The following is a 23,679-nucleotide window of genomic DNA, read 5'->3' on the forward strand; positions in this document are numbered from 1 at the left end:
GATTCTCCCTTTTTTATTTTATATATTCAAGGAAGAATGAAAAGTGCATAAAAAAAGGGCGCATCACGCGCCCCCTCAGCTTATTTTTCCTCACCGATATATGCCCATTTGTAGCTGTAATCTCCACCAACTGGGTGGTGAACAATTCCTTTTACTTTCGCTCTTTGAACAATTGCATCACCACGTTGATATAATGGTGCAATTGCTGCATCTTCAAGTAACATTTTCTCAGCTTTCAGTAAGCTATCCCAACGCTCTTTCGTTTTCGTTAATAGCTCACCTTTACCTTTTTCTACAATTTCATCATATTTCTTATTTGAGTAACCAGTTTGGTTATGAGGTCCATCTGTAACGAACATATCAATGAATGTCATTGGATCTAAGTAGTCAGGTCCCCAACCAGCGTAAGATAAATCATAATCTAGATCTGATTCTAATTTTAATTTTTGTTTAAACGGCTGGTTTTTCAAGTTCACTGTTAAGCCTGGTAAGTTTTTCTCAAGCTCTCCTTTTAAGAACTCCCCTACTTTTTTCGCATTATCGCTATCATAGTTTAGCAGCTCAATTGTTACTTGATCTTTTCCAAGCTCTTTTTTCGCTTTGTCCCAATGCTCTTTTGCCTTTTTCACATCCGTTTTTAAAATATCTCCATTTTCTTTACGGAAGTCTTTTCCATCCGGACTCTTAGCAAATTCTTTTGGTACTAAGTAATCTGCAGGTGTAGATCCGTCATTTAAAATAACATTCGTTAAACCTTTTTTATCATACGCCTTTGCAATTGCTAAACGTAAATCTTTGTTCTTTAACACCGTATCTTGACCACCACGTTTTTGATTTAAACGTAAGAAGAACGTTGATGGTGTTTTTTGTGTATAGAAATCTGGATTCGATTTATATTTGTCAACAAATTCAGATACTAATCCTGAACGGTCAATCTGTCCACTTTCATATAAGTTGACACGTGTACCGCTATCTTTTACTACGTTAAAGTTGATTTCTTCTAACTTAACTGTTTTATTATCCCAGTACTGTGCGTTTTTCTTTAATTTCCAACCTTCTTCATGTTTCCAGTCTGTTAATGTAAATGGTCCGTTGTATAATGTTGTATCTGCTTCTAAACCGAATTTTGCACCTTTTTCATTTACGAATTTTTCATTTTGTGGATAGAATGTTCCGAATGAAGTTAATTCAACAAAGTAAGGAACTGCATTTTCTAATTCTACTTCTAACGTATAGTCATCTACAGCTTTTACACCTAACGTATCAAGCGCTGCTTTTCCTTCATTAATTGCTTTTGCATTTTTTACATCGAACATAATGTATGCATATTCCGCTGCTGTATTTTTATCTACAGCACGTTTCCAAGAAAATACGAAATCTTTCGCTGTTACAGGCTCTCCATTTGACCATTTTGCATTTTTATTTAATGTAAATGTATACTTCTTACCATCATCACTCTTTTTATATGATTCAGCAACCCCTGGTGTTGCTTTATTATCTTTATCCAGTCGATATAAACCTTCCATTACGTTGTTTAAAGCAAGAAACGATACTTGGTCTGTCGCTTTAACAGAATCCATAGATGGAATCTCTTGGCTCTCTGTTAAATTCAACACTTGCTTCGCTGCTAATTTTCCGCCTTCTTTTTCACCGCTTTTTGGTGTTGTGCTTGCCTTATCTTTTTCCCCTGATCCAGAGCAAGCTGTTAATGCCATACTCATTACTAAAACTGGTGCTACGACCGCTGTCAATTTTTTCATCTTTTTTCTCTTCATTTTCTTGTACCCTCCCCAATTATATGTACGATATTAACATTTAGAAATTCTCTATTAACTTTCGTTATCAGAAAATTCTTATTAATTAATATTCTACTATTTTTCTGAGTTTTGTAAAGTATTTTTGTAAATTTTCTAAATATTTATTTTTTTGTGATAGTAACTTGTTGTTTTAACTACTTTATGAATTATCCCCCGTCTACTATATGTAAACATCCCTCCCCTTATTCCACTCTATTACTACGTTCTATATTTTTCTTATTAGCATGAGATCTCTTACTATCATTCATCTGTCTTACTACTTACTGAACTCTCTCTAATGTCCTCCGATAGAATCTTCCTAATTCCCTACCCGTTTCTCAATAGGCTAACGAGATATATTTCCCTTATACATACTAAAAAGCATTTCAAAAGCAGCTCAGCCACTTTTGAAATGCTTTCACTTTATTTTTTTCCGCCATCCTCAGTTACATACGCCCACTTAAAGCTATATTCTGGACTGATGTTATGTTTCACGATTCCTTTTACATTCGGTTTCATTACGTACGATCTTCCTGTTTGATATAAAGGAACTAATCCTGCATCTTCTTCAAGGAATAATTTTTCAGCTTTCCCTAACGTTTCCCAGCGTTTTTTCGCATCACTCATTAATTCATTACCTGCTTTTCCTACCATTTCATCGTATTTTGGATTTGAATAACTCATTTGGTTATACGGGCTCTTCGATTCAAACATATCAATAAATGTCATTGGATCCGCATAATCTGGACTCCAACCTGCATAAGAGATTTCATAATCTTGTGCAGTCTCTAATTTTAATTTTTGTTTGAACGGCTGAATTTTCGTATTAATCGTTACACCTTTTAAATTTTTCTCAATTTGATCTTTAACATAATCAGCAATCTTTTTCGCAGTTCCATCATCATAGCTTAGTAATTCAATTGTAACTTGATCTTTTCCAAGTTCTTTTTTCGCTTCTTCCCAAGCTGCTGCACCTTTTTTCGGATCATATTTCAGACCATTTTTAAATGTATCTTGATAATCTTTTCCATCAGGTCCTGTCGCAAGCCCTTTCGGAACCAATTGATCCGTTGCTTTTGATCCATTATTTAAAATTACATTCGCCAATCCTTTTTTATCGACTGATAATGCAATTGCTTCACGAAGCTTTTTGCTCTTTAATGGCGTATCTTGTCCGTTACGTTTTTGATTTAAACGTAAGAAGAATGTACTTGATTCTGCATACTCACCGTACTCATCTTTATTCGATTTATATTTATCTACAAATTCTCCTGATAGTAATGTAAAGTCAATTGATCCTGTATCATATAAATTTACTTTTGTAGCTACTTCTTTTACAACACTATAATTAATTTCTTCTAATTTCACAGTCTTTTTATCCCAGTACTTATCATTTTTCTTCAGCTGCCAACCTTGTTCATGTTTCCATGAAGACATAACAAATGGCCCGTTATATACAGTTGTATCTGCTTCTAAACCGTACTTATCGCCTTTTTCTTTTACGAATTTTTCATTTAATGGATAGTATGATGGGAATGCTAATAAATTTAAGAAATACGGTACCGGTTTTTCTAATTCTACTTCTAGCGTGTAATCATCTACCGCCTTCGCTCCTAATTCAGTTATAGGTTTTTCACCTTTATTAATCGCTTCTGCATTTTTAATATAGTAAGCAATAAATGCATATTCTGCCGCAGTATTCTTATCAAGTAAGCGCTGCCATGCGAAAACGAAATCTTTCGCTGTTACAGGATCTCCATTCGACCATTTTGCATCTTTTCGCAGTTTAAACGTATACTTTTTACCATCTTCACTTTTCGTACTAGATTCTGCCGCAGCAGGAATTGGCTTATTATCTTTATCAAGACGATATAGGCCTTCCATCGTGTTTCCTAAAATTTGTGCCCCTAACGTATCAGTAGATTTAGAAGTATCCATCGTCGGAATTTCTTGATTTTCCGTACGATTCAATACTTGCTTCGCTGCATATTTAATATCAGATGTTTTTTCTTTCCCACTATTAGATGTAGTAGTCGTTTTCTTTTCTCCACCTGAACTAGAGCACGCTGTCAATGCAACACTCATCGCTAAAACTGGTACTACAACTGCTGTTAATTTTTTCATTTTTTTTCTCTTCATTTTTTAACCCTCCCTAATTATATGTACATTACCAACCTTGAGAGACTCCTTGTTAAATATTTTTCAGAAAATTACAACTAATGTTATTCTACTCTTTTTTTCACATTTGTAAATAGTTTTATTTTAAATATTCTGATTTTAAACTTCGTAATTTAGTATGATTTATCCCCCATCTACCATATGTACATACTTTACTCCTTATTCTTCTCTATTTTGCTATACTACAAATTTACATTTTAATTTCCAATATACAAAAAAGCATTTCAAGGTAGCTAAGCTACTTTGAAATGCTTTTTCAATTCTTTTATTTTTCAGCAACATATGCCCATTTAAAGCTATATTCCGGACTGATATTATGTTTTACAATACCTTTAATATTTTGTTTTAGAACATATGCATCACCACGTTGGTATAAAGGTACAAGTGCTACATCTTGCTCAAGAAGTAATTTCTCAGCTTTCCCTAACTCTTCCCAACGTTTCTTCGCGTCACCCATTAATTCAGTGCCAGCTTTTTTGATCATATCATCATACTTCGGATCAGCGAAGCTCATTTGGTTATGAGAATGTTTAGACTGGAACATATCTAAGAATGTCATTGGGTCAGCATAGTCAGGTCCCCAACCAGCATATGATATATCATAATCTTGCTCTGTTTCTAGTTTTAGTTTTTGTTTGAATGGCTGAAGTTTAATATTAACTGTTACACCTTTTAAATTTTTCTCAATTTGGTCTTTTACATATTCCCCTACTTTTTTCGCATTACCAGTATCATAGTTTAATAGCTCAATTGTAACTTGGTCTTTACCAAGTTCTTTTTTCGCTTCTTCCCATGCAGCAGCAGCTTTTTTCGCATCTGGTTTGATACCATTTTTAAATGTTTCTTGGAAGTCTTTGCCGTCTGGTCCAGTCGCTAACCCTTTCGGTACTAAGAAGTCAGCTGGTTTAGATCCGTCATTTAAAATAACGTTTGCTAGGTTTTTCTTATCGATAGAAAGCGCGATTGCTTCACGTAATTTCTGACTCTTTAATGGTGTATCTTGTCCACCACGTTTTTGGTTCATACGTAAGAAGTATGTACTTACTTGTGAGTATGTGCCAAACTCCTCTTTGTTATTTCTATATTTATCAACGAATTCACCTGATAGAAGTGCGAAATCAATTGCACCTGTATCAAATAAGTTGACCTTTGTATTTATTTCTTTTACTACACTATAGTTGATTTCATCTAACTTTACAGTCTTTTTATCCCAATATTGATCATTTTTCTTTAGTTTCCAGCCTTGCTCGTGCTTCCAATCAGTAAGAACAAATGGTCCGTTATATACTGTTGTATCAGACTCTAAACCGAATTTATCCCCTTTTTCTTTTACAAACTTCTCATTTAATGGGTAGTACGATGGGAACGCAACTAAGTTTAAGAAGTATGGTACCGCTTGTTCTAATTCAACTTCTAATGTATAGTCATCTACCGCCTTAACTCCTAGTTCAGTTACTGGTTTTTCACCTTTATTAATTGCCTCTGCATTTTTAATCGGGAATGCGATAAACGCATATTCTGCAGTTGTTTTTGGATCTAATAATCGTTGCCAAGCGTACGCAAAGTCTTTTGCAGTTACAGGATCACCATTTGACCATTTTGCATCTTTACGTAGTTTAAATGTATATTTTTTACCATCTTCACTTTTTGTGCTAGATTCTGCTGCAGCTGGGATTGGTTTATTATCTTTATCTAATCGATATAACCCTTCCATTGTGTTCCCTAAAATTTGAGAACCTAATGTATCTGTATTTTTTGAAGTATCCATTGTTGGGATCTCATTTGTTTCTGTACGATTTAGCACTTGTTTCGCTGCTAGTTTTCCTTCAGATTTACTATCTCCACTAGAGCTAGAGTTTGTGCTTGTCTTCTTATCTCCACCTGATGTAGAACATGCTGTTAACGCCATGCTCATTGCTAAAACTGGTGCTACAACTGCTGTTAGTTTTTTCATTTGTTTCTTTTTCATTTTGTACCCTCCCTAATTCTTAACGATAGCTATTAAAGAATTTTCTGATAATTCTGTTTTTCTTTATATATTTATCAGACGATTCTTACTAATTCTTATTCTACTAATTTTTTAATTTTTGTAAAGTATTATTATTGAAAATTTTTAAAAAATTATTTTTTTACAGTAATATTCATAAAAATGCCATAAGTTGTTCAAACCTTATTTCTCCTTTATACACATTCATTGATTTAATCACTTTCATCTCATTTACCGCTTGAATACTTGTTAATTATTGCTAATAAATAATGCATATATCTAAAAACATCTTTTCTACAAAAATAAAAAAGTCAGCTAAACTGACTTTTTTACCCGGCAATTTTTTCTCTTTTCATTTCCTCTACCACTCTCTTATACTTCTCATCATCAAACTCATTTTCACTTTTTGCAACAACTACAGTCGCAATACCGTTACCAATTAAATTAACGATAGCACGTGCTTCTGACATGAAACGATCTCCCCCAAGTAGTAGCGCTAACCCTTCTAATGAGATAACATTCATTGCAGATAGAGTAGATGCTAATAAAAAAGCAGACATTTCGTCTGCTTTAATTCTCCTCAATCTGCTTCGCACTTAATCCTAGATGTGTTCTAAGAGTATCACTCAAACTTTGTAGGTCTTTTTTATTAGGATTATAGTAATAGACACGTTGTCCATTTGGGCCATTAGGTAAATAAAGATCATCACCAGCTAATTGAGTCTTTTCAACTGAACCATTTAAACCATATTTATAAAAAGATAAAATATCATCCATGGCTAAATTTGTTTTAAAATCACCATCAACCGCCTCAACCATTTTCTCTAGTTTTGTAATCGAACCCGCGCTTTTTAATTTATTTAACATCGCTTCAATAACAAGTTGTTGACGTTGCCCTCTCATTGCATCACTGTCAATATGACGCGTTCTTGCCAGCGCAAGTGCTTCTTCTCCTGTTAATTTTTGTAGTCCTTTTTTCAAATGAATCGCATCAGGTTCATCTTTACTATTTTGTTCTGTAAATTCAACTGGGACATCTATTTCAATACCATCTAATCCATCAACAATTTTAATAAATGAGCTAAAATTAAACTTCACAAAATAATCAACGGGGACTTGTAACAATTTTTCTACTGCTTCAACAGATGCTTGTGGCCCTCCATCTTTACCATTTTTAACAAGCCCTCTTCCATATGCATGCGTTATTTTATCCTTTTTCTTTTCAATCGGGACATATGTATACGTATCACGTGGTATACTTGTTAATTTCACTGTCTTATCATCTTTATTAAAAGTTGCCAGCAATAACGCATCTGTATGAAATGCACCACTATACTCCTTTTGACGTTCTTGATTTTCATCAATGCCCATAATTAAAAGTGAAACATTGTTTGCAATTGGTTTTACTGCTTTCTCACGTAAATTTGATTTTTCACCACGCGCTAAATTCAAATTAGATTTTTGTACAAGATTAGAAGTTTTCATATATACATAGGTGCCATATCCACCCCCGCCAAATAGTAATACTCCTAGTAGTAAACTTATTATCGTTGTCTTTTTATATTTCCGCTTATTTTTCTCTTCTCTTGAAGACGAATGATTCCCCATTTATTCTCCTCCTGTTTCTATTCATCCAATATATTTTTCATTTTTTCATATTTCGTGCTATCCTTTTGAAACATACTTTCTTTCAGCCCTTTATCTATTTGTATCCATTCGGTAGTAACTGAATATTGAATCATACCTTCATGAAAACTAAGAAACTTTAACATAACCCCTGTGTTTTTCTCCACAACCATTTCAAATTTCCCTCTTACATCTTCAGAGGCGCTAATAGGCATCTCTATATTTATTACCCCTTCAATTTTGTAACAATCGAGTCCTAGATATTTCGTTTCTTTATAATTCCAATCTTTATATCGAATTAACAAATCTGCGAATTCTGATTGAATACTATGCTTAGCCAATCCCACATATTCGCCATCATACCGTCTCCTCTCACCTGATTTTCTCAACAATCTTTCCGTAGGATTTAGTTTTAATAGTTCATTATTTCTTTCCTCTGGGCTCCATTTTGACTCTTTATATGTATAGTTCTCATCATCAAACTCTTTTTTTCTACCCTCGTTATATATAATCGTTCTTTTTTTCAATCGTTTATCTTCTTGAGATGCAATGCCTCTTTGTTTCTCCGTATCAATCGCATACTTGTATGTTGTAGCCATTCTTGTAGAGCTAGAATATTCCTCAAATTGTCCTGAAATATTTTTAAAATGATCAATTGAATCCAACATCTTTATATGAATTTTTTCCTTATCTGGATAATTTACATTCAATTTTATTTCTTCTTCATTTTCATAATCAGAAAACGCCTTTTTCTTCACATATTCAAATACTCCACCATTTTGTGCAAAGCTTTGTATAGAAAATTCAGACATAGAAACAATAGAAAGCGCTAGAACCGCGGCACTAATTACCATCATATGAACTCTGTAACTCTTCTTTTTTACTGGAAGATTATGCAGTGTATCATTAATCTTTCCATTTAACTTTGGCGGTAAAATAACATTTTCATCTTTTATTCTCTTTTTTAATTTCTCATCAAATGATTTTTCACTATCCATTCTATACACCCCCTATTCCATCTTTAATCGCTCTTCTAATAGTTCCCTTGCACGTGACAACCTTGACTTAACCGTCCCTTTTGGAATTTCTAAAAGGGACGCAATACTCTCTTGATTCATATCTTCATAATAATAAAGTACAGTTACAGCTCTTAATTCTTCCGTTAAAGACTGAATGGCATTACAAAGATCAATATCTTTATATCGGTCGAACGCTACCATACTACTATCATGATCCTCGATTATAATTAGTTTTTTATATGACTTAATTATATTGTTACACTCATTTATTAAAATTCGAATTAACCAAGTTTGAAAAAACGCTTCTTTTTTAGTTTTTTTATATTTTCATAAGCTTTTAAAATTGTTGTCTGTATCGCATCCTCTATGTTTGTCTCATCATGTAACATCGCCTTTGCAATGCGATACATCTTCACTTTCTCCGTATGTATAAGCGCCATAAAGGCTTCATGATCACCTTTTTTCGCTAAGGAAACATCCGTTTCTTCTTTTACAATCATTTTATATAAAGGGATTACTTTCACAATTGCTCCTCCTGTTTCATCCTCACTTCAAATTTAACTTTACACGTATTAGACTGCGTAGCCTATAAAAAGGTTCATTTTTTCGAATATTTTTGTAAATAAAAAGATAAATATCCTTTTTATGGTGGCACACAATGAACATATCGGTTCAAATTTACAAACAAAAAAGTCCACTTTCACAGTGGACTTGCTACTTTATAACGGTAAATCTCTCTTTCTAAACATAACTATTGCTAACAAAAAGATGCAAACTGCCCCAACGGTTAAACCTAAACTTACCGGCCATATATTATATGTTCCTTCAGCAATTTCTTTCGGACGAAACAGCGTAAATAAAGATAGGCTTTTCATCCACTCTAACTTATCACTTAATTTCCCTACCATATCTAGTACGAAAAATAATATAGTTAAACTTGCTGAATAACTAAGTGCCTTTCTTTCATCATTACATATACAAGAAAAGAAAAATGAATATGCACTAACGACTAAAAATATGAGCCCTCCGACTACATTAATCTTCAAAAATAATTCTTTATTTAAATTATTATCTTTTAAAAACCATTCTGCTCCTACTATACCTGCTACATACGTGACAATTACAATGATAAGTAGCCCCAATATGAGAACAGTAGCTTGCGTAATAGCAATTTTCACTCTGGATACAGGCGTTGCTAGCAAGTATGCCATCGCTCCTTTATCTACATGACGCGCAATTAAATGTGTCGCAACTGTTACGCAAAAAATTGTTAAAATGATAATAAACAATAGACTGTAATACTCCCCAGCTAAAAAATCCATTACGTTTTGAATCGGACTTTCCATACCAACAATTTTTTTCACACTATCAGGCATAGCACTTATTAATTCATTTAATCCTTTCGCTGATACCATTGATGGGAATATCCAAATTAATAACCATAAATAGAGAGCCGCACCAATCGCATAACTAAAAATACTTTTTTGTGTTTCTTTCAAACTAGCTAAAAACAATTGCTTATTCATGCGTTACCCCTTCTTTCTTATCGTAATAATGCATAAATAAATGTTCTAAATCCATCGCTCTCGTTTGAAGTGCCGTTACATTATAGTTTGAAAGTGTTTGTAAAACAGTTTGATAGTTTCCTTGTACAATAATAGATGCCTCTCTGCCTTTTACCGCTTCAAATTGCAAATTACACTTTGTAAGAGATTCAATTTCTTCTTGCGATGATACAGTTACATCTATTACCTGTCGTCTCATACTTTGTAAATCATGAATATTTTCAACTGTTACGAGTCGACCATCTTTAATAATAGCTACTCTGTCACAAGTTCTCTCAATTTCAGTAAAAATATGTGAAGACATAAGAATCGTTTTTCCTCTTTGTTTTTCCTCTACTATTAGTTCTATAAATACTTGCTGCATCAGTGGATCAAGTCCAGATGTTGGTTCATCTAAAATTAACACCTCTGGATCGTGCATAAATGCAGCGACTATCCCTACTTTTTGCTTCATTCCTTTAGACATTTTGCGAATCGGTGTTTTCACATCAAATTGCAGACGATCTATCAGTTCATCTCGTCTTTTCGTATCCTTTAATCCACGCATTCCTTGCATTAATTTTAAAAACTCTAATCCGTTCATTCCGTCAATAAAAGAAATTTCACCCGGTAAATAACCAACTTCCCTTTGAATTTTCGCTGCTTCATTCCAACAATCTAATCCAAAAATTGTCGCTTTACCAGCTGTCGGTTTTATAAATCCCATTAAATTACGAATTGTCGTTGATTTTCCGGCACCATTCGGTCCTAAATAACCAAATACTTCTCCCTCTTTTACATCAAATGTAATATGAAACAAACCTTTTCCATTCGAAAACTGTTTTGTAACATCTTGAACTGAAATCATAAGTCCACCTCATTTTTTGAAATATTTAATATATGATATTTCAAAATTATTGTACTCCTCATCTTTCATATTCGCAACAACTTTTTGAAATATTTATTAGTCCATATTTCAAAAATATTGTTTTCCATTATTTTTTCTTGTATATTTTAAGTGAGGTGATTACATTGAACGGCTTTGAAAAAGTGAAAGAAAAGAAAAAACGCGCCATTAAAGAGGCGGCCTTCGTATTATTTTCAGAACGTGGATTTAATGAAGTAAAAATAGAACATATTGCAAAAGAAGCAAACGTTTCTCAAGTTACAATTTATAATCATTTCGGAAGTAAAGATGCGTTATTTAGGGAGCTTATACAAGAATTTATCATATCTGAATTTCAATATTATAAAGGGCTTGCAGAAGAAAAATTACCTTTTCATGATATGATGCAAAAAATGATTGTAAGAAAAATGAATACTGGCGGGTTATTTCAACCTGATATGTTACTACAAATGATGCAAAGGGACGAAGAACTCCGTAAGTTTATTTATAGTTATCAAAATGAAAAAATCCTTCCCTGGTATTTAGAAATATTAGAACGAGCTCAGCGTAAAAACGAAATTAATCCACACCTTACGAAAGAAATGATGTTACTTTACATTCAAATGTTTACTAAGTTAGGTGATGATTTCGGGGCACAGCTTCTTGAAGGAGATCGAGAAAAACATATACAAGATATCGTTACGATGTTCTTTTACGGCCTTTCTGTTCCAACAAAATAAAAAAGACACGAAATTCGTGTCTTTTTTATTTTACCGAAATGACTCTACCCGTTTCACTACTTTCAACCGCTAATTGAATTAGTTTAATAACATTTAAACCATCTTGCGCTGTTACAGGTAGTTTCTCACCATTTAATATACTATCTCTTACACCTTTATAGTACATGTCATAGCAACCGACTTCTGTTGAAATACGATTTAAAGTTTCTTCTGTTTCTAAAGTAGCAAAATTCTCTTCAGCATCTACCCCATAACCTATATCGCCTGGCTTCATTCCATTTTTTAATTGTTCTTCCTGCGAATCCATACCGTATTTCACGATAGAACCTTTGTCCCCATGTAATGTAAAATGCGGTCCTGCTTGTTTCACGTAACTGCTACTACGTAAAATGACACGCTTAACTCCATAATGAAGTATTACGTGGAAATAGTCATCAATCTCCGCACCTGGCCTTTGTTTTATTACATCTGCGCTTATCGCATCTGGTTTTCCGAATAATGATAGCGCTTGGTCAATTAAATGCGATCCTAAATCATATAATATACCTGAACCTGGTAAATTCTTTTCTCTCCATCGATCGCGTACATGTGGACGGAAACGATCAAAATGCGCTTCATATGCGTATACATTTCCTATTCTATTTTCTTCTAACAATTTCTTAATTGTTAGGAAATCATTATCAAAACGACGATTATGATATACACTTAACATCACATTATACTGCTTTGCTAATGAGATAAGTTCTTCCCCTTCTTCAATTGAAACAACAAATGGTTTTTCCACTACAACATGCTTACCATGTAAAATCGCTTCTTTTACATATGGAAAATGAGTTGTATTCGGTGAAGTAATGACAACTAGTTCAATATCAGATCGCTTTACTAATTCATCAATTGTGTCAACAACAGCAGCATTTGGTAAAGTTTGTTTCACTACTTCTTCTTTTGAAGATAAAATAGCTCGAATATCATATTCTTCTATCGTTTGTAATAGCGGGATGTGAAATGTTGTACTAGAAAATCCAAATCCTACAATCCCTACACCTATTTTTTTCATGTTGCCCCTCCAATTATCCCGCACTAACGGACAGTAAGATCCCTCCTCAAAATTCAGCGAAAACTAAAAAGTTAGGTGAGGGCCTTACTGTCCGTAAAAGCCCGATTAGTTCAACTAATAATCAGTAGGGAATAAAGCCCCTCACTGATTAAAGTTTCACTTTATGAGAACGATTTCATTTCACTATTATAACAAGATTATTTTCATATACATAATAATTCGCTTAGAAAAAAGCATCTCGCTATTATTCATAGCAAGATGCTTCCTTTATTCCGGTCTTTTCTTCGTCCACGTTTCTACTACTTCACCAGTATCATTAACATCTAGTACTAAACTACCATTACTATACCGGTCTTTGTTTCGATACGCTTTCGGATCAACCTCTTCTACAATATTTTTCTCTGTCTTCATGTAAACTAGTTCATCGTCTCGTACAATTTCAATACCTACAATACGGTATGGATTACGTTTTAACTCTTTGAAAATAACAAGACCTCGCTTCGCTCTCGTTGACTTTTCAATTTCTGATGCTTTTAAACGCTTTATAGCACCGCGTTGCGTTACGAGAATAAGTTGATCTTTGTCACCATTTAACGGTTTACCAGAAGCGACATAGTCATCTTCTTTTAAATTAATCGCTTTTACACCAGCAGCTCTTACACCAACTGGACTTACTTCATCTTCATGGAAAATCAGTGCATATGCACCATGTGTCGCAAGAACGATATCACTCGTTCCATCTGTCGCAAATATATCAACAACTTCATCATCTTTTTTCAAGTTTACAGCAACGAATGCCCTTGAATAGCGCTGAACTTTATATTGATTTAATTCCGTCTTCTTAATCATACCATTCCGCGTTACAAATACGATAAATCGTTTTTCTTCCTCAAAGTTCGGTATGACAGTTGCCCAAATAATTGTTTCATCTCGGTCAAGTGAAACAATATTTGCAACGTGCTGACCTAAATCTTTCCAACGAATTTCCGGCATTTCATATACAGGAAGATAAATATAATTTCCTTTGTTCGTAAATAAAAGAACGGTTTCTGTCGTGTTGGTATCGAAACGCTCAAGTAAGATGTCACCCTCTTTCATACCGAAGTCTTTCCCGTTCGATGCATTATGCGAACGCCAACCAGTTCGTTTCACATATCCTTCTTTCGTTACAGTAACGATGACATCTTCTTGCGGAATCATAACTTCCACATCGATTTTAATTTCTTCAATTTCCTCTTCAATTATCGCACGACGATCATCACTATATGTTTTCTTTACTCTCTTCAAATCTGTTTTAATAACTTGAAGAAGTCTTTTTTCACTTTGTAAAATCGCCTGTAACTCTATAATTTTCTTATTAAGTTCAGCTGCTTCTTGCTCTAGCGCAGTAATATCCGTATTCGTTAAACGATATAGTTGCAGTGAAACAATTGCTTCTGACTGAGCTTCTGTAAATCCAAATCGTGCGCTTAAATTATCTTTCGCATTACGTTTATCTTTAGACCCTCGAATCGTTTCAATCACTTCATCTAAAATTGATAATGCTTTCTTTAAACCTTCTACAATATGTTGGCGATTTTCTGCTTTTCTTAATTCATATTGTGAGCGTCTCGTAACAACTTCTTTTTGATGGCCAATATACGCATCCAAAATTTTAGGTAATGTCATAAGTGTTGGACGACGATTATTTATCGCTACCATATTAAAGTTATATGGAATTTGTAAATCTGTATTTTTATATAAATAGTTTAAAATACCTTCAGCATTTGCTTCTTTTTTTAATTCTACAACGATGCGGAGACCTGTACGATCTGTTTCATCACGCACTTCAGCAATGCCATCTAATTTTTTATCTAGACGTAATTCATCCATTTTTTTAACAAGATTTGCTTTATTTACTTCATACGGAATTTCTGTAATAACGATTTGTTGCTTTCCACCACGAATCGTTTCAACCTCTGCTTTTCCGCGAATAATAATTTTACCTTTACCTGTTTCATATGCTTTTTTAATGCCATCTATCCCTTGAATAATACCACCTGTAGGGAAATCTGGTCCTTTAATAACCGCTAACAAGTCATCCACAGAACTATTCGGTTGATCGATACGCATCATTGTAGCATCAATTACTTCTCCAAGATGATGCGGTGGAATTTCTGTTGCATAACCAGCAGAAATCCCTGTAGAACCGTTCACTAATAAGTTCGGGAACATTGCAGGTAATACAACTGGTTCTTCACTCGTATCATCAAAGTTTGAAACGAATTCTACTGTTTCTTTATCGAGATCACGTAATAACTCTGATGCGATTGGTGATAAACGGGCTTCTGTATAACGCATTGCCGCTGCTGGATCACCATCAACACTACCATTATTACCATGCATTTCAACTAAAACATTACGTACTTTCCAAGTTTGACTTAAACGTACCATCGCCTCATATACAGAGGAATCACCATGTGGATGGTAATTACCAATAACGTTACCAACTGTTTTAGCTGATTTACGAAACGCTTTATCATGTACGTTTCCTTCTACATACATAGAATATAATATACGTCTTTGTACTGGCTTTAAACCGTCACGCGCATCTGGAAGCGCGCGGTCTTGAATTATATATTTACTATAACGTGCAAAGCGGTCACCTAACACGTCTTCAAGCGGGAGGTCATGAAACTTCTCTGCCTGCATGTTATTCCACCTCCGTCTCCATAATCATTTCGTTTTCTAAAATATTTCCTTCTTCTTGCATACCAAATTGTACATTACGCTCAATCCATTTACGGCGCGGTTCTACTTTATCACCCATTAATGTCGTAACGCGGCGCTCTGCTCTTGCTGCATCATCAATTTTCACTCGGATTAATGTACGCGTTTCAGGGTTCATCGTCGTTTCCCATAACTGATCTGCATTCATTTCACCAAGTCCTTTATAGCGCTGCAACATATAACCTTTACCGACCTTTTTCGTTACACCATCTAATTCTTCATCAGACCATGCATATTCAATTACTTCACTTTTCCCTTTCCCTTTACTTACTTTATATAAAGGTGGAAGTGCAATAAATACTTTACCAGCTTCGATAAGTGGTTTCATATATCTGTAGAAGAAAGTTAATAACAATACTTGAATATGAGCTCCATCCGTATCTGCATCGGTCATAATAACAACTTTATCGTAGTTAATATCTTCAACAGCGAATTCATTTCCTACTCCGCCGCCAATTGCATAAATAATTGTATTAATCTCTTCATTCTTAAAAATATCAGCAAGCTTTGCTTTCTCCGTGTTAATTACTTTACCACGCAACGGTAGTACCGCTTGAAAACGACGATCTCGCCCTTGCTTTGCTGAACCGCCGGCCGAGTCACCCTCTACTAAATACAATTCGTTTTTTTGAGGGTTACGTGATTGTGCAGGTGTTAACTTCCCGCTTAAAGTACCTTCTGATTTTTTCTTTTTCTTACCACTACGTGCTTCTTCTCTCGCTTTACGAGCAGCCTCACGTGCTTGCGCTGCTTTAACTGCCTTTCTTACAAGAAGTGTAGCTACATCCGGGTTTTCTTCTAAAAAGTAAGCTAAATGCTCTGATACAATTGCATCAATAGAAGAACGAGCTTCACTTGTACCCAGTTTCCCTTTCGTTTGTCCTTCAAACTGCAGTACTTCTTCTGGTACACGTACAGAAACGATAGCCGCTACACCTTCACGAATATCTGTACCTTCTAAGTTTTTATCTTTTTCTTTTAATAATGAAACTTTACGAGCATACTCATTAAACACACGTGTCATCGCTGTTTTAAATCCAGCTTCGTGTGTTCCACCATCTTTTGTACGTACGTTGTTTACAAACGAAAGAATATTTTCTGAGTAACCATCATTAAACTGGAATGCTAGTTCTGCTTCAATCCCATTTTGTTCACCAGTGAAATATACAACTGGATGAATTGAATCTTTTTCTTCGTTTAAGTATGAAACGAAAGCTTCAATTCCTGTTTCATAATGAAATATATCTTCTAAATCATTACGTTCGTCTTTTATCGAGATTTTCATTCCTTTTAATAAGAATGCAGATTCACGTAATCTCTCACATAATGTTTCATAATTGTAATTTGTCGTACTGAAAATCGTTGTATCTGGTTTGAAGTGCATTGTCGTACCAGACTCTTTTGTTTTCCCGATTTTCTCTAACGTCGTTGCAGGAACGCCACCATTTTCAAAGCGTTGTTCATAAATGTTACCATCACGTTTAATTGTTACTACTAACCATTCTGACAAGGCGTTTACAACTGATGCCCCAACACCATGTAAACCACCACTCGTTTTATAGCCACCTTGACCAAACTTACCACCTGCATGAAGTACAGTTAAAATAACTTCAGGTGTAGGTTTCCCAAGTTTATGCATTCCCGTAGGCATTCCTCGCCCTTTATCAATAACGCTAATACTATTATCTTTATGTATTACGACAGAAATTTCGTCGCCAAATCCCGCTAACGCTTCGTCAACGGAGTTATCTACTATTTCATATACTAAATGATGCAATCCACGGCTATCCGTACTCCCGATATACATACCCGGGCGTTTTCGAACGGCTTCAAGTCCTTCTAACACTTGAATTGCATCTTCATTGTATTGGAACTGATGCTTCGCCAAACTCCTTGCCCCTTTCCTAATCAAATCAGAACATATGTTTCTATTATAGAATAACGCCTCGACTATAGTTTTGGCAAGTTATCTTATCTCTTTTATATACCATTTTCAATAGAAAAATCCTTGTTTTTTCACAAGGATTCCTCTAGGCTACTATTTCAGAAAAATAATCGTTTGTCAACGAGAAATGGATATGTATTCCAAGATTACACATTCCAAACCTTTATCATGATCCAAATGATCAATATCCAAAACGGGATAACAAGTAACAATCCCCAAAAACAGCCTTTAAAAAATCTCATGATGAACACCTCGTTCATCGGCCCTACTTATCTATAACGAGGGCTGAATCAATCTTTCTATCTTTAAAATCTATACTATTTTGTCATCGCATGTTCTACTTTAATACAACGGTCCATTATTACAGTATAGTCTTTTTCTTTTAAAAGTTTATACGTATCTTCATCTTGTACTCCTAGTTGTGCCCAAAAAACATCTGCATCAATCTCTACAAACTCTTTCGCAACACCCATTAAAAATTCTGAACGGCGGAATACGTTTACGATATCAACATGTTCTTTAATATCCGCCAGTGAAGGAACTGCCTTTTCTCCAAGTACTTCATCAACTGTTGGATTTACCGGTATAATGCGGTACCCTGCATCTTGCATCGCTTTTGAAACCATATACGATGTACGTTCTGGTTTATCTGATAATCCAACAACCGCAATCGTTTTACTTTTCTTCAATACTTCACCAATTTCCGTACGAGTTGGGTTTTCAATTGTCATAATTAGTCCCTCCTATTCCTTTAGTATATCCGATAAAGAAAGTCTCTTTCAACATGAAAGAGACTTTCTTTTATTCCGATTATTGATTCTTAGTAGCTGAATTATCTGCTAACGTAGCTGATTTCGTCATTTTTTGACCATTGCGATAGAATGTAACTTCTACTTTCTCGCCAACTTTTTTCTTTTCATATAAATATTTACGGAATTGAAGAGCATTCTCTACCTTTTGATTATCTAATGCTACTACAAGATCATATTGCTCTAAACCTGCTTTTTCTGCCGGTGATATTGGATAGATTTTACCTAATACAACGCCATTTGTTACTTCTTTTGGCACTTTCAGCTGATTTACTGCATAAGTTTGCACATCTTCTAATGAAACGACACCTACTCCAAGCGCTGGACGTTTCACTACTCCATCTTTTTCAAGCGATTCGATGACTGGTTTTGCAATATTAATCGGAATTGCAAATCCGATTCCTTCAACTTCTTGCTGCGCAATTTTACTCGAATTAATACCGATTACTTCACCGTTTTGGTTAAATAATGCACCACCACTATTACCAGGGTTAATCGCTGCATCTGTTTGAATAACTTGTGCTTGCCAATCTGGGCGTTTGTCCCCATCAATATCAACTGGAATTTCGCGTTCTTTACTACTGATTATACCTTCCGTTACACTGCCATCAAATCCAAGTGGGTTTCCAATTGCAATCGCTTTTTCACCAGCACGAAGTTTACTGGAATCACCTAGACTTGCAACTTTATTTACATTAGATCCGTCAATTTCAACAACAGCTAAGTCTAACCAAGGATCCTTACCAACTAGTTTTGCATCAACTTGCTTTCCATCACTTAGTTTCACAGCAAGTTTATTCGCTCCATCTACTACGTGGTTGTTCGTTACGATATATGCTTTATTTCCTGCTTTTTTATAAATAACACCTGATCCTGAACCAGCTTGTTGTTCTTGACCTGTCGGTTGCATTGCAAATGGATCGACACTTTGTTGCATATTAATAACACCTACAACAACATCTTTCGCACCTTCAACCATACCTGGCAAATCAGTTTCGTTTTTTGATTTATTGACAACAGGAACTACAGTACCTTCTACTTGTTTATTAGAATTGAATGATGAAACTGCCGCTCCATTATTTTGCACCCATGGCATATAAGGTGCTGCAAAACTAATCGAAACCGCCCCGACTACAGCTCCCACTAAACCTGTGAAGAAATAACCTTTTTTACTTCCTGATTTTTTCACTTCTCTCGTTTCACTATGCTCTTCATTCAAATTTGGTCCGTCGTAATATCCCATTTTTATTTCCCCTCTCTGGTGAATTCGTATTTTCAGTATAGTCACGTTTTGTGTCCTTCTTGTGAACTCATCGTGAAATCCAATTAAAAAAATACTCCTATCTACCATTGTAGACAAGAAAATTATTTTTTGAACATTCTACCTTCAAAAAGAGGATATAAAATTGCTAAATTCCCAGGCTAAAGTGCACAAGTCATTCCAGATTATTCTTCGAATTTATAACCAACTCGAATAACAGTACCGATATGCTTCGCTTTATCTCCTAGCTTATTTCGCAATTTTTTAATATGCGTATCAACCGTTCGGTCATCACCGTAGTAATCATATCCCCATAACTGATCTAATAAATGTTGACGTGACAACACAATTCCTTTGTTCTCCATTAAATAAACAAGAAGTTCAAATTCTTTATGCGTCAATATAATTTCTTCTCCATCTACTAAAACAGTTCTAGATAGACGATTCACTTCTATTCCGGCTAAAGACATAGCATTTTCCTCCGCTACTCCTACCGCACCATCCGCACGTTTCAATAACGTCTTCGCGCGAGCTACTAACACTTTCGGGCTAAATGGTTTCGTTACATACTCGTCTGCACCTAATTCGAAACCTAGCAATGTATCATCCTCATCCGAACGTGCTGTTAGCATAATAATTGGTACTGCTGATTCTTTTCTAATTCGTCTACAAACAGACCATCCATCTATTTCTGGTAACATAATATCTAACATAATTAAATCAATTTCATGCTCTGCAAATAACTCTAGCGCTTTTTTTCCATCTTCTGCTTCAATCACTTCAAAGCCTTCATTACGAAAATAATCACTAACAATTTCACGTAATCTTCTTTCGTCTTCAACAAGTAATACTGTTTTATTCATATAATCTATCCCGCCTTTTTACTCTTTCAATCGAATAATACGTTGATTGGAGCTTCCGCGAAATGGAAGTGTTAAATCTCTTTTCTCGATTTCAAATCTTCCATCGACTAAAACATCCCCATAGTGTAACAACTCTATCATATCATTATTTTGAGAACTCTGTATCTCTTCTAACGTATAACCTGTATACATCCATAGATTTTTTTTCAAATCTTTCACGGCTTTTGCTACTTTTTTCACTTCAACAGCTTGAAAAAACGGATCTCCACCTGAAAATGTTACATCAGTTAATGGATTACTTGCAATCTCTTTCACAACTTCTTCTACCGTCATTTCAGTTCCATTGCAAATATTCCAAGATTTCGGGTTATGACACCCGAAACAACGATGCGGACAGCCCGCAAAAAACACGACTGTCCGCAACCCTTCTCCATCTACTACACTATCATGAATGATATTCATCACTTTCATTTATGCTTCACCCGATCCATCTCTTCGCTACGTTTCGCACTATTCCACTTCGACATATCTCCCACAAGATAGCCAGTTATACGGCGAATTCTTTCTATATTGGTCTCGTCTTCATTTCCGCAGCTTGGACATTCATTTCCAATAACTCCGTGATAGCTGCAGCATGTACAACGATCAACAGGATGATTAATTGAACCGTACCCAACGCCATGCTCTGCCATCGCTTGTACAATTTGTTTTAACGCCTTTTGATTATGCATCGCTGCTCCGTCTAGCTCAATATACGTAATATGTCCCCCGTTACATAGAGCATGGAAAGGTCCTTCTAAACGAATTTTATTTATCGCTTGAATGCTATAGTAAACTGGGATATGGAATGAATTCGTATAATAATTATGGTTCGTTATACCGCTAATCACCCCAAATTCTTCTCTATCTTTTTTCACAAACTTCCCTGATAACCCTTCTGCAGGAGTTGCAATTACTGAGAAATTCAGTTCATGTTCTTCCGTTGCTTTATCCATTCTATCTCTCATAAAGGAAATGATTTCATACCCGAGTTTCCATGATTCTTCATCTTCTCCATGATGCTTTCCTGTTAAAGCTACTAAGCACTCCGCAAGACCGATAAAACCAAGACTTAACGTCCCTTGCTTTAAAATGGATGCTACAGAATCTTCAGGCTGTAACTTCTCTCCACCGCGCCATACACCTTGTGAATATAAAAATCGAAAATCTCTTGCTCGCTTCGTACATTGATACTCAAATCTCTCTAATAATTGCTTAATCCCTAAATCTAAGTAATAATTTAACGCTTCAAAAAATGCTTCTTTTGAACCACTAATTAACGCTAATTTCACTAAGTTGATAGACGTAAATGATAAATTTCCTCTCCCAATCGCTGTTTCTTCTCCATGTATGTTAGACATGACACGGGTACGACATCCCATATAACATACTTCACTTTCCGGTCGTCCGTCATAATGCACTGCATTAAATGGCGCATCTAAAAATGAAAAGTTAGGGAATAATCGTTCAGCCGTTGTCTCTAACGCTAATTCAAATAAATCATGGTTCGGATCACATTCTTCAAAGTTCACACCTTTTTTCATTTTAAAAATTTGAATCGGAAAAATTGGTGTTTCTCCTTTACCAAGACCAGCTTGTGTCGCTTTTAAAAGTTGTCTAACTAATAACCGTCCCTCTTTTGATGTGTCTGTTCCATAATTAATAGAAATAAACGGTACTTGTCCCCCGCCCCTACTGTGCATACTATTTGAATTATGAACGAAAGCTTCACACGCCTGATACGTATCATTTTCTGTTTCTTTCCATGCAAATTCTTCTATTTGTTCTTTCGTAAGCGAATATGACTGTAATCGTTTCTTATGTCTCGCTACTGTTTTTCTCACATATGGAGCTAAATCAATATCAAAGAGTGCAAACGATTGACCACCGTGCTGCATATTTTGATTCGCCTGAAAAATAATAGACGAAAGAGCCAATGCACTTTTAATATCCTGCGGTTGTCTCATATGCCCATGTCCGGTATGAAAACCGTTCGCAAGCATTTGCGCTAACGGAATTTGCGAACAAGTCGTCGTTCCTGTCGCATAAAAATCTAAATCATGTGGATATAATATATTTTCATTTATCGCTTTTTTCACTTGGTCTGACAATAAATTTTCAACTGCATAATATTTTGCACTCTCAGATGCGAACGTTCCCATTACTCCCATCGGAGAGCGCCCATCTACATTTGCATTCTCTTGCATTAAATCTTGTTCATTGCCGTGGACAATTGTCCCAAACACTTTCATTAATTCTTCTCCACGTGTATTTCGTTGTAACATTTATAACCCTCCATCAATATGTTGTTATCTTTTGATTAAAATGTTACAACATATAGTCTTGTTGTTTCTGTGAGAAATGTAACATTCCTGTGAATTTTTTTTCACGAAATAATGAATTTTTCATTTACAAAAAAGAAATGTGCTCTTTACAAATGTATGGTACAATAAACGGGAAAAACTCTTTTTACCCTTTATCAACACATTTGAATAAAGGAGACTGAACTTATGGTTACTACATATCTTTTATTTATCGTTGCCTACTTACTTGGCTCGATTCCATTTGCATTAGTCGTTGGAAAAATCGGCTATGGAATCGACATTCGTGAGCACGGAAGCGGTAATTTAGGCGGAACAAATACATTCCGCACATTAGGGAAAAAAGCAGGTTTTACCGTTACAATTGCTGACATTTTAAAAGGGACATTAGCAACAGGTCTACCGATAATTTTCGGATTAGATATTCACCCACTATGGTTCGGATTAGCAGCTGTTCTTGGACATGTATATCCGATTTTTGCAAAATTCCGTGGTGGTAAAGCAGTTGCAACTTCTGCCGGGGTGCTATTATGCTACTCACCAGTTGTTTTTGCAATATTAGCTGTTGTATTTTTCACCCTTTTATTTACAACAAGATACGTATCACTTTCTTCTATGGTAACAGCTGTCGTTGCTGTTATTGCATCCATTGTTAGCGGGGATAAAATCTTCATTATTGCGATGTGTTTATTAGCAGGTATGGTTATTTATAAACACCGTGCAAATATCGGACGAATTATAAATAAAACTGAACCGAAAGCAAACTTCTCAAAAAAGCAAAAATAAGGTTGTAACCCACATAACGCAAAAAGAAAACGTGAAGCATATTAATAGCGTCT

At 35.1% G+C, this 23,679-nt stretch carries 17 protein-coding genes and 2 pseudogenes; 2 read left to right on the plus strand and 17 right to left on the minus strand.

Features of this window, described 5'->3' with window-relative positions; genetic code table 11:
• Positions 1–80: 80 nt before the first annotated feature.
• The 9 genes and pseudogenes from BTOYO_RS03975 to BTOYO_RS04015 all read right to left on the minus strand — a co-directional run bounded on the left by BTOYO_RS03975 (position 81) and on the right by BTOYO_RS04015 (position 11,018).
• Positions 81–1,775 carry a peptide ABC transporter substrate-binding protein gene (locus tag BTOYO_RS03975; RefSeq protein WP_000823458.1) on the minus strand — a complete coding sequence of 565 codons (1,695 nt, stop codon included), beginning with the start codon at positions 1,773–1,775 and terminating at the stop codon, positions 81–83.
• 444 nt (positions 1,776–2,219) lie between these two features.
• Entirely contained in the window at positions 2,220–3,935 is a 1,716-nt protein-coding gene (locus tag BTOYO_RS03980) for a peptide ABC transporter substrate-binding protein (RefSeq protein WP_000823482.1), read from the minus strand.
• 304 nt (positions 3,936–4,239) lie between these two features.
• A complete protein-coding gene (locus BTOYO_RS03985; protein WP_000730158.1) occupies positions 4,240–5,943 on the minus strand; it encodes a peptide ABC transporter substrate-binding protein in 1,704 nt (567 codons plus the stop codon).
• Positions 5,944–6,290: 347 nt separating this feature from the next.
• Positions 6,291–6,509: pseudogene (locus BTOYO_RS03990) on the minus strand (C4-dicarboxylate ABC transporter); the annotation flags it as partial.
• Positions 6,510–6,531: 22 nt separating this feature from the next.
• A complete protein-coding gene (locus tag BTOYO_RS03995; RefSeq protein ID WP_000526735.1) occupies positions 6,532–7,569 on the minus strand; it encodes an LCP family protein in 1,038 nt (345 codons plus the stop codon).
• 17 nt (positions 7,570–7,586) lie between these two features.
• Positions 7,587–8,585, minus strand: coding sequence for an ECF-type sigma factor negative effector (locus BTOYO_RS04000; protein WP_000376643.1), 999 nt, complete (start codon positions 8,583–8,585; stop codon positions 7,587–7,589).
• 12 nt (positions 8,586–8,597) lie between these two features.
• A pseudogene (locus tag BTOYO_RS04005) lies at positions 8,598–9,130 on the minus strand (RNA polymerase sigma factor).
• Between the two features lie 195 nt (positions 9,131–9,325).
• Positions 9,326–10,132 carry an ABC transporter permease subunit gene (locus BTOYO_RS04010; RefSeq protein WP_001041420.1) on the minus strand — a complete coding sequence of 269 codons (807 nt, stop codon included), beginning with the start codon at positions 10,130–10,132 and terminating at the stop codon, positions 9,326–9,328.
• On the minus strand, positions 10,125–11,018 hold the full coding sequence (locus BTOYO_RS04015; RefSeq protein WP_000626560.1) for an ABC transporter ATP-binding protein: 894 nt from the start codon (positions 11,016–11,018) through the stop codon (positions 10,125–10,127). Before BTOYO_RS04015 ends, BTOYO_RS04010 begins: the two co-directional genes overlap by 8 nt.
• Positions 11,019–11,182: 164 nt before the next feature.
• Between BTOYO_RS04015 and BTOYO_RS04020 the strand changes: the two genes are divergently transcribed.
• Entirely contained in the window at positions 11,183–11,776 is a 594-nt protein-coding gene (locus tag BTOYO_RS04020) for a TetR/AcrR family transcriptional regulator (RefSeq protein ID WP_001013009.1), read from the plus strand.
• Positions 11,777–11,801: 25 nt separating this feature from the next.
• Here the strand turns inward: BTOYO_RS04020 and BTOYO_RS04025 are convergent, their stop codons facing one another.
• The 8 genes from BTOYO_RS04025 to BTOYO_RS04060 all read right to left on the minus strand — a co-directional run bounded on the left by BTOYO_RS04025 (position 11,802) and on the right by BTOYO_RS04060 (position 22,804).
• A complete protein-coding gene (locus BTOYO_RS04025) occupies positions 11,802–12,833 on the minus strand; it encodes an oxidoreductase (RefSeq protein ID WP_000719742.1) in 1,032 nt (343 codons plus the stop codon).
• A 267-nt stretch (positions 12,834–13,100) separates the two neighbouring features.
• Positions 13,101–15,524, minus strand: coding sequence for a DNA topoisomerase IV subunit A (gene parC, locus BTOYO_RS04030; RefSeq protein ID WP_001147488.1), 2,424 nt, complete (start codon positions 15,522–15,524; stop codon positions 13,101–13,103).
• A gap of 1 nt (position 15,525) precedes the next feature.
• Complete coding sequence (gene parE, locus BTOYO_RS04035) at positions 15,526–17,490, minus strand: DNA topoisomerase IV subunit B (protein ID WP_001062195.1); 1,965 nt, start codon at positions 17,488–17,490, stop codon at positions 15,526–15,528.
• A 374-nt stretch (positions 17,491–17,864) separates the two neighbouring features.
• Positions 17,865–18,278, minus strand: a complete 414-nt coding sequence (locus tag BTOYO_RS04040) for a CoA-binding protein (RefSeq protein WP_000151385.1) — start codon at positions 18,276–18,278, stop codon at positions 17,865–17,867.
• A gap of 79 nt (positions 18,279–18,357) precedes the next feature.
• The gene (locus tag BTOYO_RS04045; RefSeq protein ID WP_000542629.1) at positions 18,358–19,599 is read right to left on the minus strand and encodes a S1C family serine protease; all 1,242 of its coding nucleotides are present in this window, start codon (positions 19,597–19,599) and stop codon (positions 18,358–18,360) included.
• A gap of 203 nt (positions 19,600–19,802) precedes the next feature.
• Positions 19,803–20,480 carry a response regulator transcription factor gene (locus tag BTOYO_RS04050; protein WP_001044679.1) on the minus strand — a complete coding sequence of 226 codons (678 nt, stop codon included), beginning with the start codon at positions 20,478–20,480 and terminating at the stop codon, positions 19,803–19,805.
• Positions 20,481–20,498: 18 nt separating this feature from the next.
• Positions 20,499–20,951 carry an anaerobic ribonucleoside-triphosphate reductase activating protein gene (gene nrdG / locus BTOYO_RS04055; protein WP_000867069.1) on the minus strand — a complete coding sequence of 151 codons (453 nt, stop codon included), beginning with the start codon at positions 20,949–20,951 and terminating at the stop codon, positions 20,499–20,501.
• Complete coding sequence (locus BTOYO_RS04060; protein WP_000941742.1) at positions 20,948–22,804, minus strand: anaerobic ribonucleoside triphosphate reductase; 1,857 nt, start codon at positions 22,802–22,804, stop codon at positions 20,948–20,950. The genes nrdG and BTOYO_RS04060 overlap by 4 nt, the downstream gene beginning before the upstream one ends.
• Positions 22,805–23,029: 225 nt before the next feature.
• On the opposite strand from BTOYO_RS04060, the gene plsY reads away from it, so the two are divergent.
• Entirely contained in the window at positions 23,030–23,626 is a 597-nt protein-coding gene (gene plsY, locus BTOYO_RS04065; RefSeq protein WP_000258971.1) for a glycerol-3-phosphate 1-O-acyltransferase PlsY, read from the plus strand.
• Positions 23,627–23,679: the final 53 nt, after the last annotated feature.

This window comes from Bacillus toyonensis BCT-7112 (assembly GCF_000496285.1).
Taxonomy (GTDB): Bacteria; Bacillota; Bacilli; order Bacillales; family Bacillaceae_G; genus Bacillus_A; species Bacillus_A toyonensis.

Coding starts and splice junctions, on each gene's coding strand:
- BTOYO_RS03975 (WP_000823458.1), bottom strand. CDS start 1,775: ATGAAGAGAAAAAAGATGAAAAAATTGACAGCGGTCGTAGCACCAGTT.
- BTOYO_RS03980 (WP_000823482.1), bottom strand. CDS start 3,935: ATGAAGAGAAAAAAAATGAAAAAATTAACAGCAGTTGTAGTACCAGTT.
- BTOYO_RS03985 (WP_000730158.1), bottom strand. CDS start 5,943: ATGAAAAAGAAACAAATGAAAAAACTAACAGCAGTTGTAGCACCAGTT.
- BTOYO_RS03995 (WP_000526735.1), bottom strand. CDS start 7,569: ATGGGGAATCATTCGTCTTCAAGAGAAGAGAAAAATAAGCGGAAATAT.
- BTOYO_RS04000 (WP_000376643.1), bottom strand. CDS start 8,585: ATGGATAGTGAAAAATCATTTGATGAGAAATTAAAAAAGAGAATAAAA.
- BTOYO_RS04010 (WP_001041420.1), bottom strand. CDS start 10,132: ATGAATAAGCAATTGTTTTTAGCTAGTTTGAAAGAAACACAAAAAAGT.
- BTOYO_RS04015 (WP_000626560.1), bottom strand. CDS start 11,018: ATGATTTCAGTTCAAGATGTTACAAAACAGTTTTCGAATGGAAAAGGT.
- BTOYO_RS04025 (WP_000719742.1), bottom strand. CDS start 12,833: ATGAAAAAAATAGGTGTAGGGATTGTAGGATTTGGATTTTCTAGTACA.
- parC (WP_001147488.1), bottom strand. CDS start 15,524: ATGCAGGCAGAGAAGTTTCATGACCTCCCGCTTGAAGACGTGTTAGGT.
- BTOYO_RS04040 (WP_000151385.1), bottom strand. CDS start 18,278: ATGACAATTGAAAACCCAACTCGTACGGAAATTGGTGAAGTATTGAAG.
- BTOYO_RS04045 (WP_000542629.1), bottom strand. CDS start 19,599: ATGGGATATTACGACGGACCAAATTTGAATGAAGAGCATAGTGAAACG.
- BTOYO_RS04050 (WP_001044679.1), bottom strand. CDS start 20,480: ATGAATAAAACAGTATTACTTGTTGAAGACGAAAGAAGATTACGTGAA.
- nrdG (WP_000867069.1), bottom strand. CDS start 20,951: ATGAAAGTGATGAATATCATTCATGATAGTGTAGTAGATGGAGAAGGG.
- BTOYO_RS04060 (WP_000941742.1), bottom strand. CDS start 22,804: ATGTTACAACGAAATACACGTGGAGAAGAATTAATGAAAGTGTTTGGG.
- plsY (WP_000258971.1), top strand. CDS start 23,030: ATGGTTACTACATATCTTTTATTTATCGTTGCCTACTTACTTGGCTCG.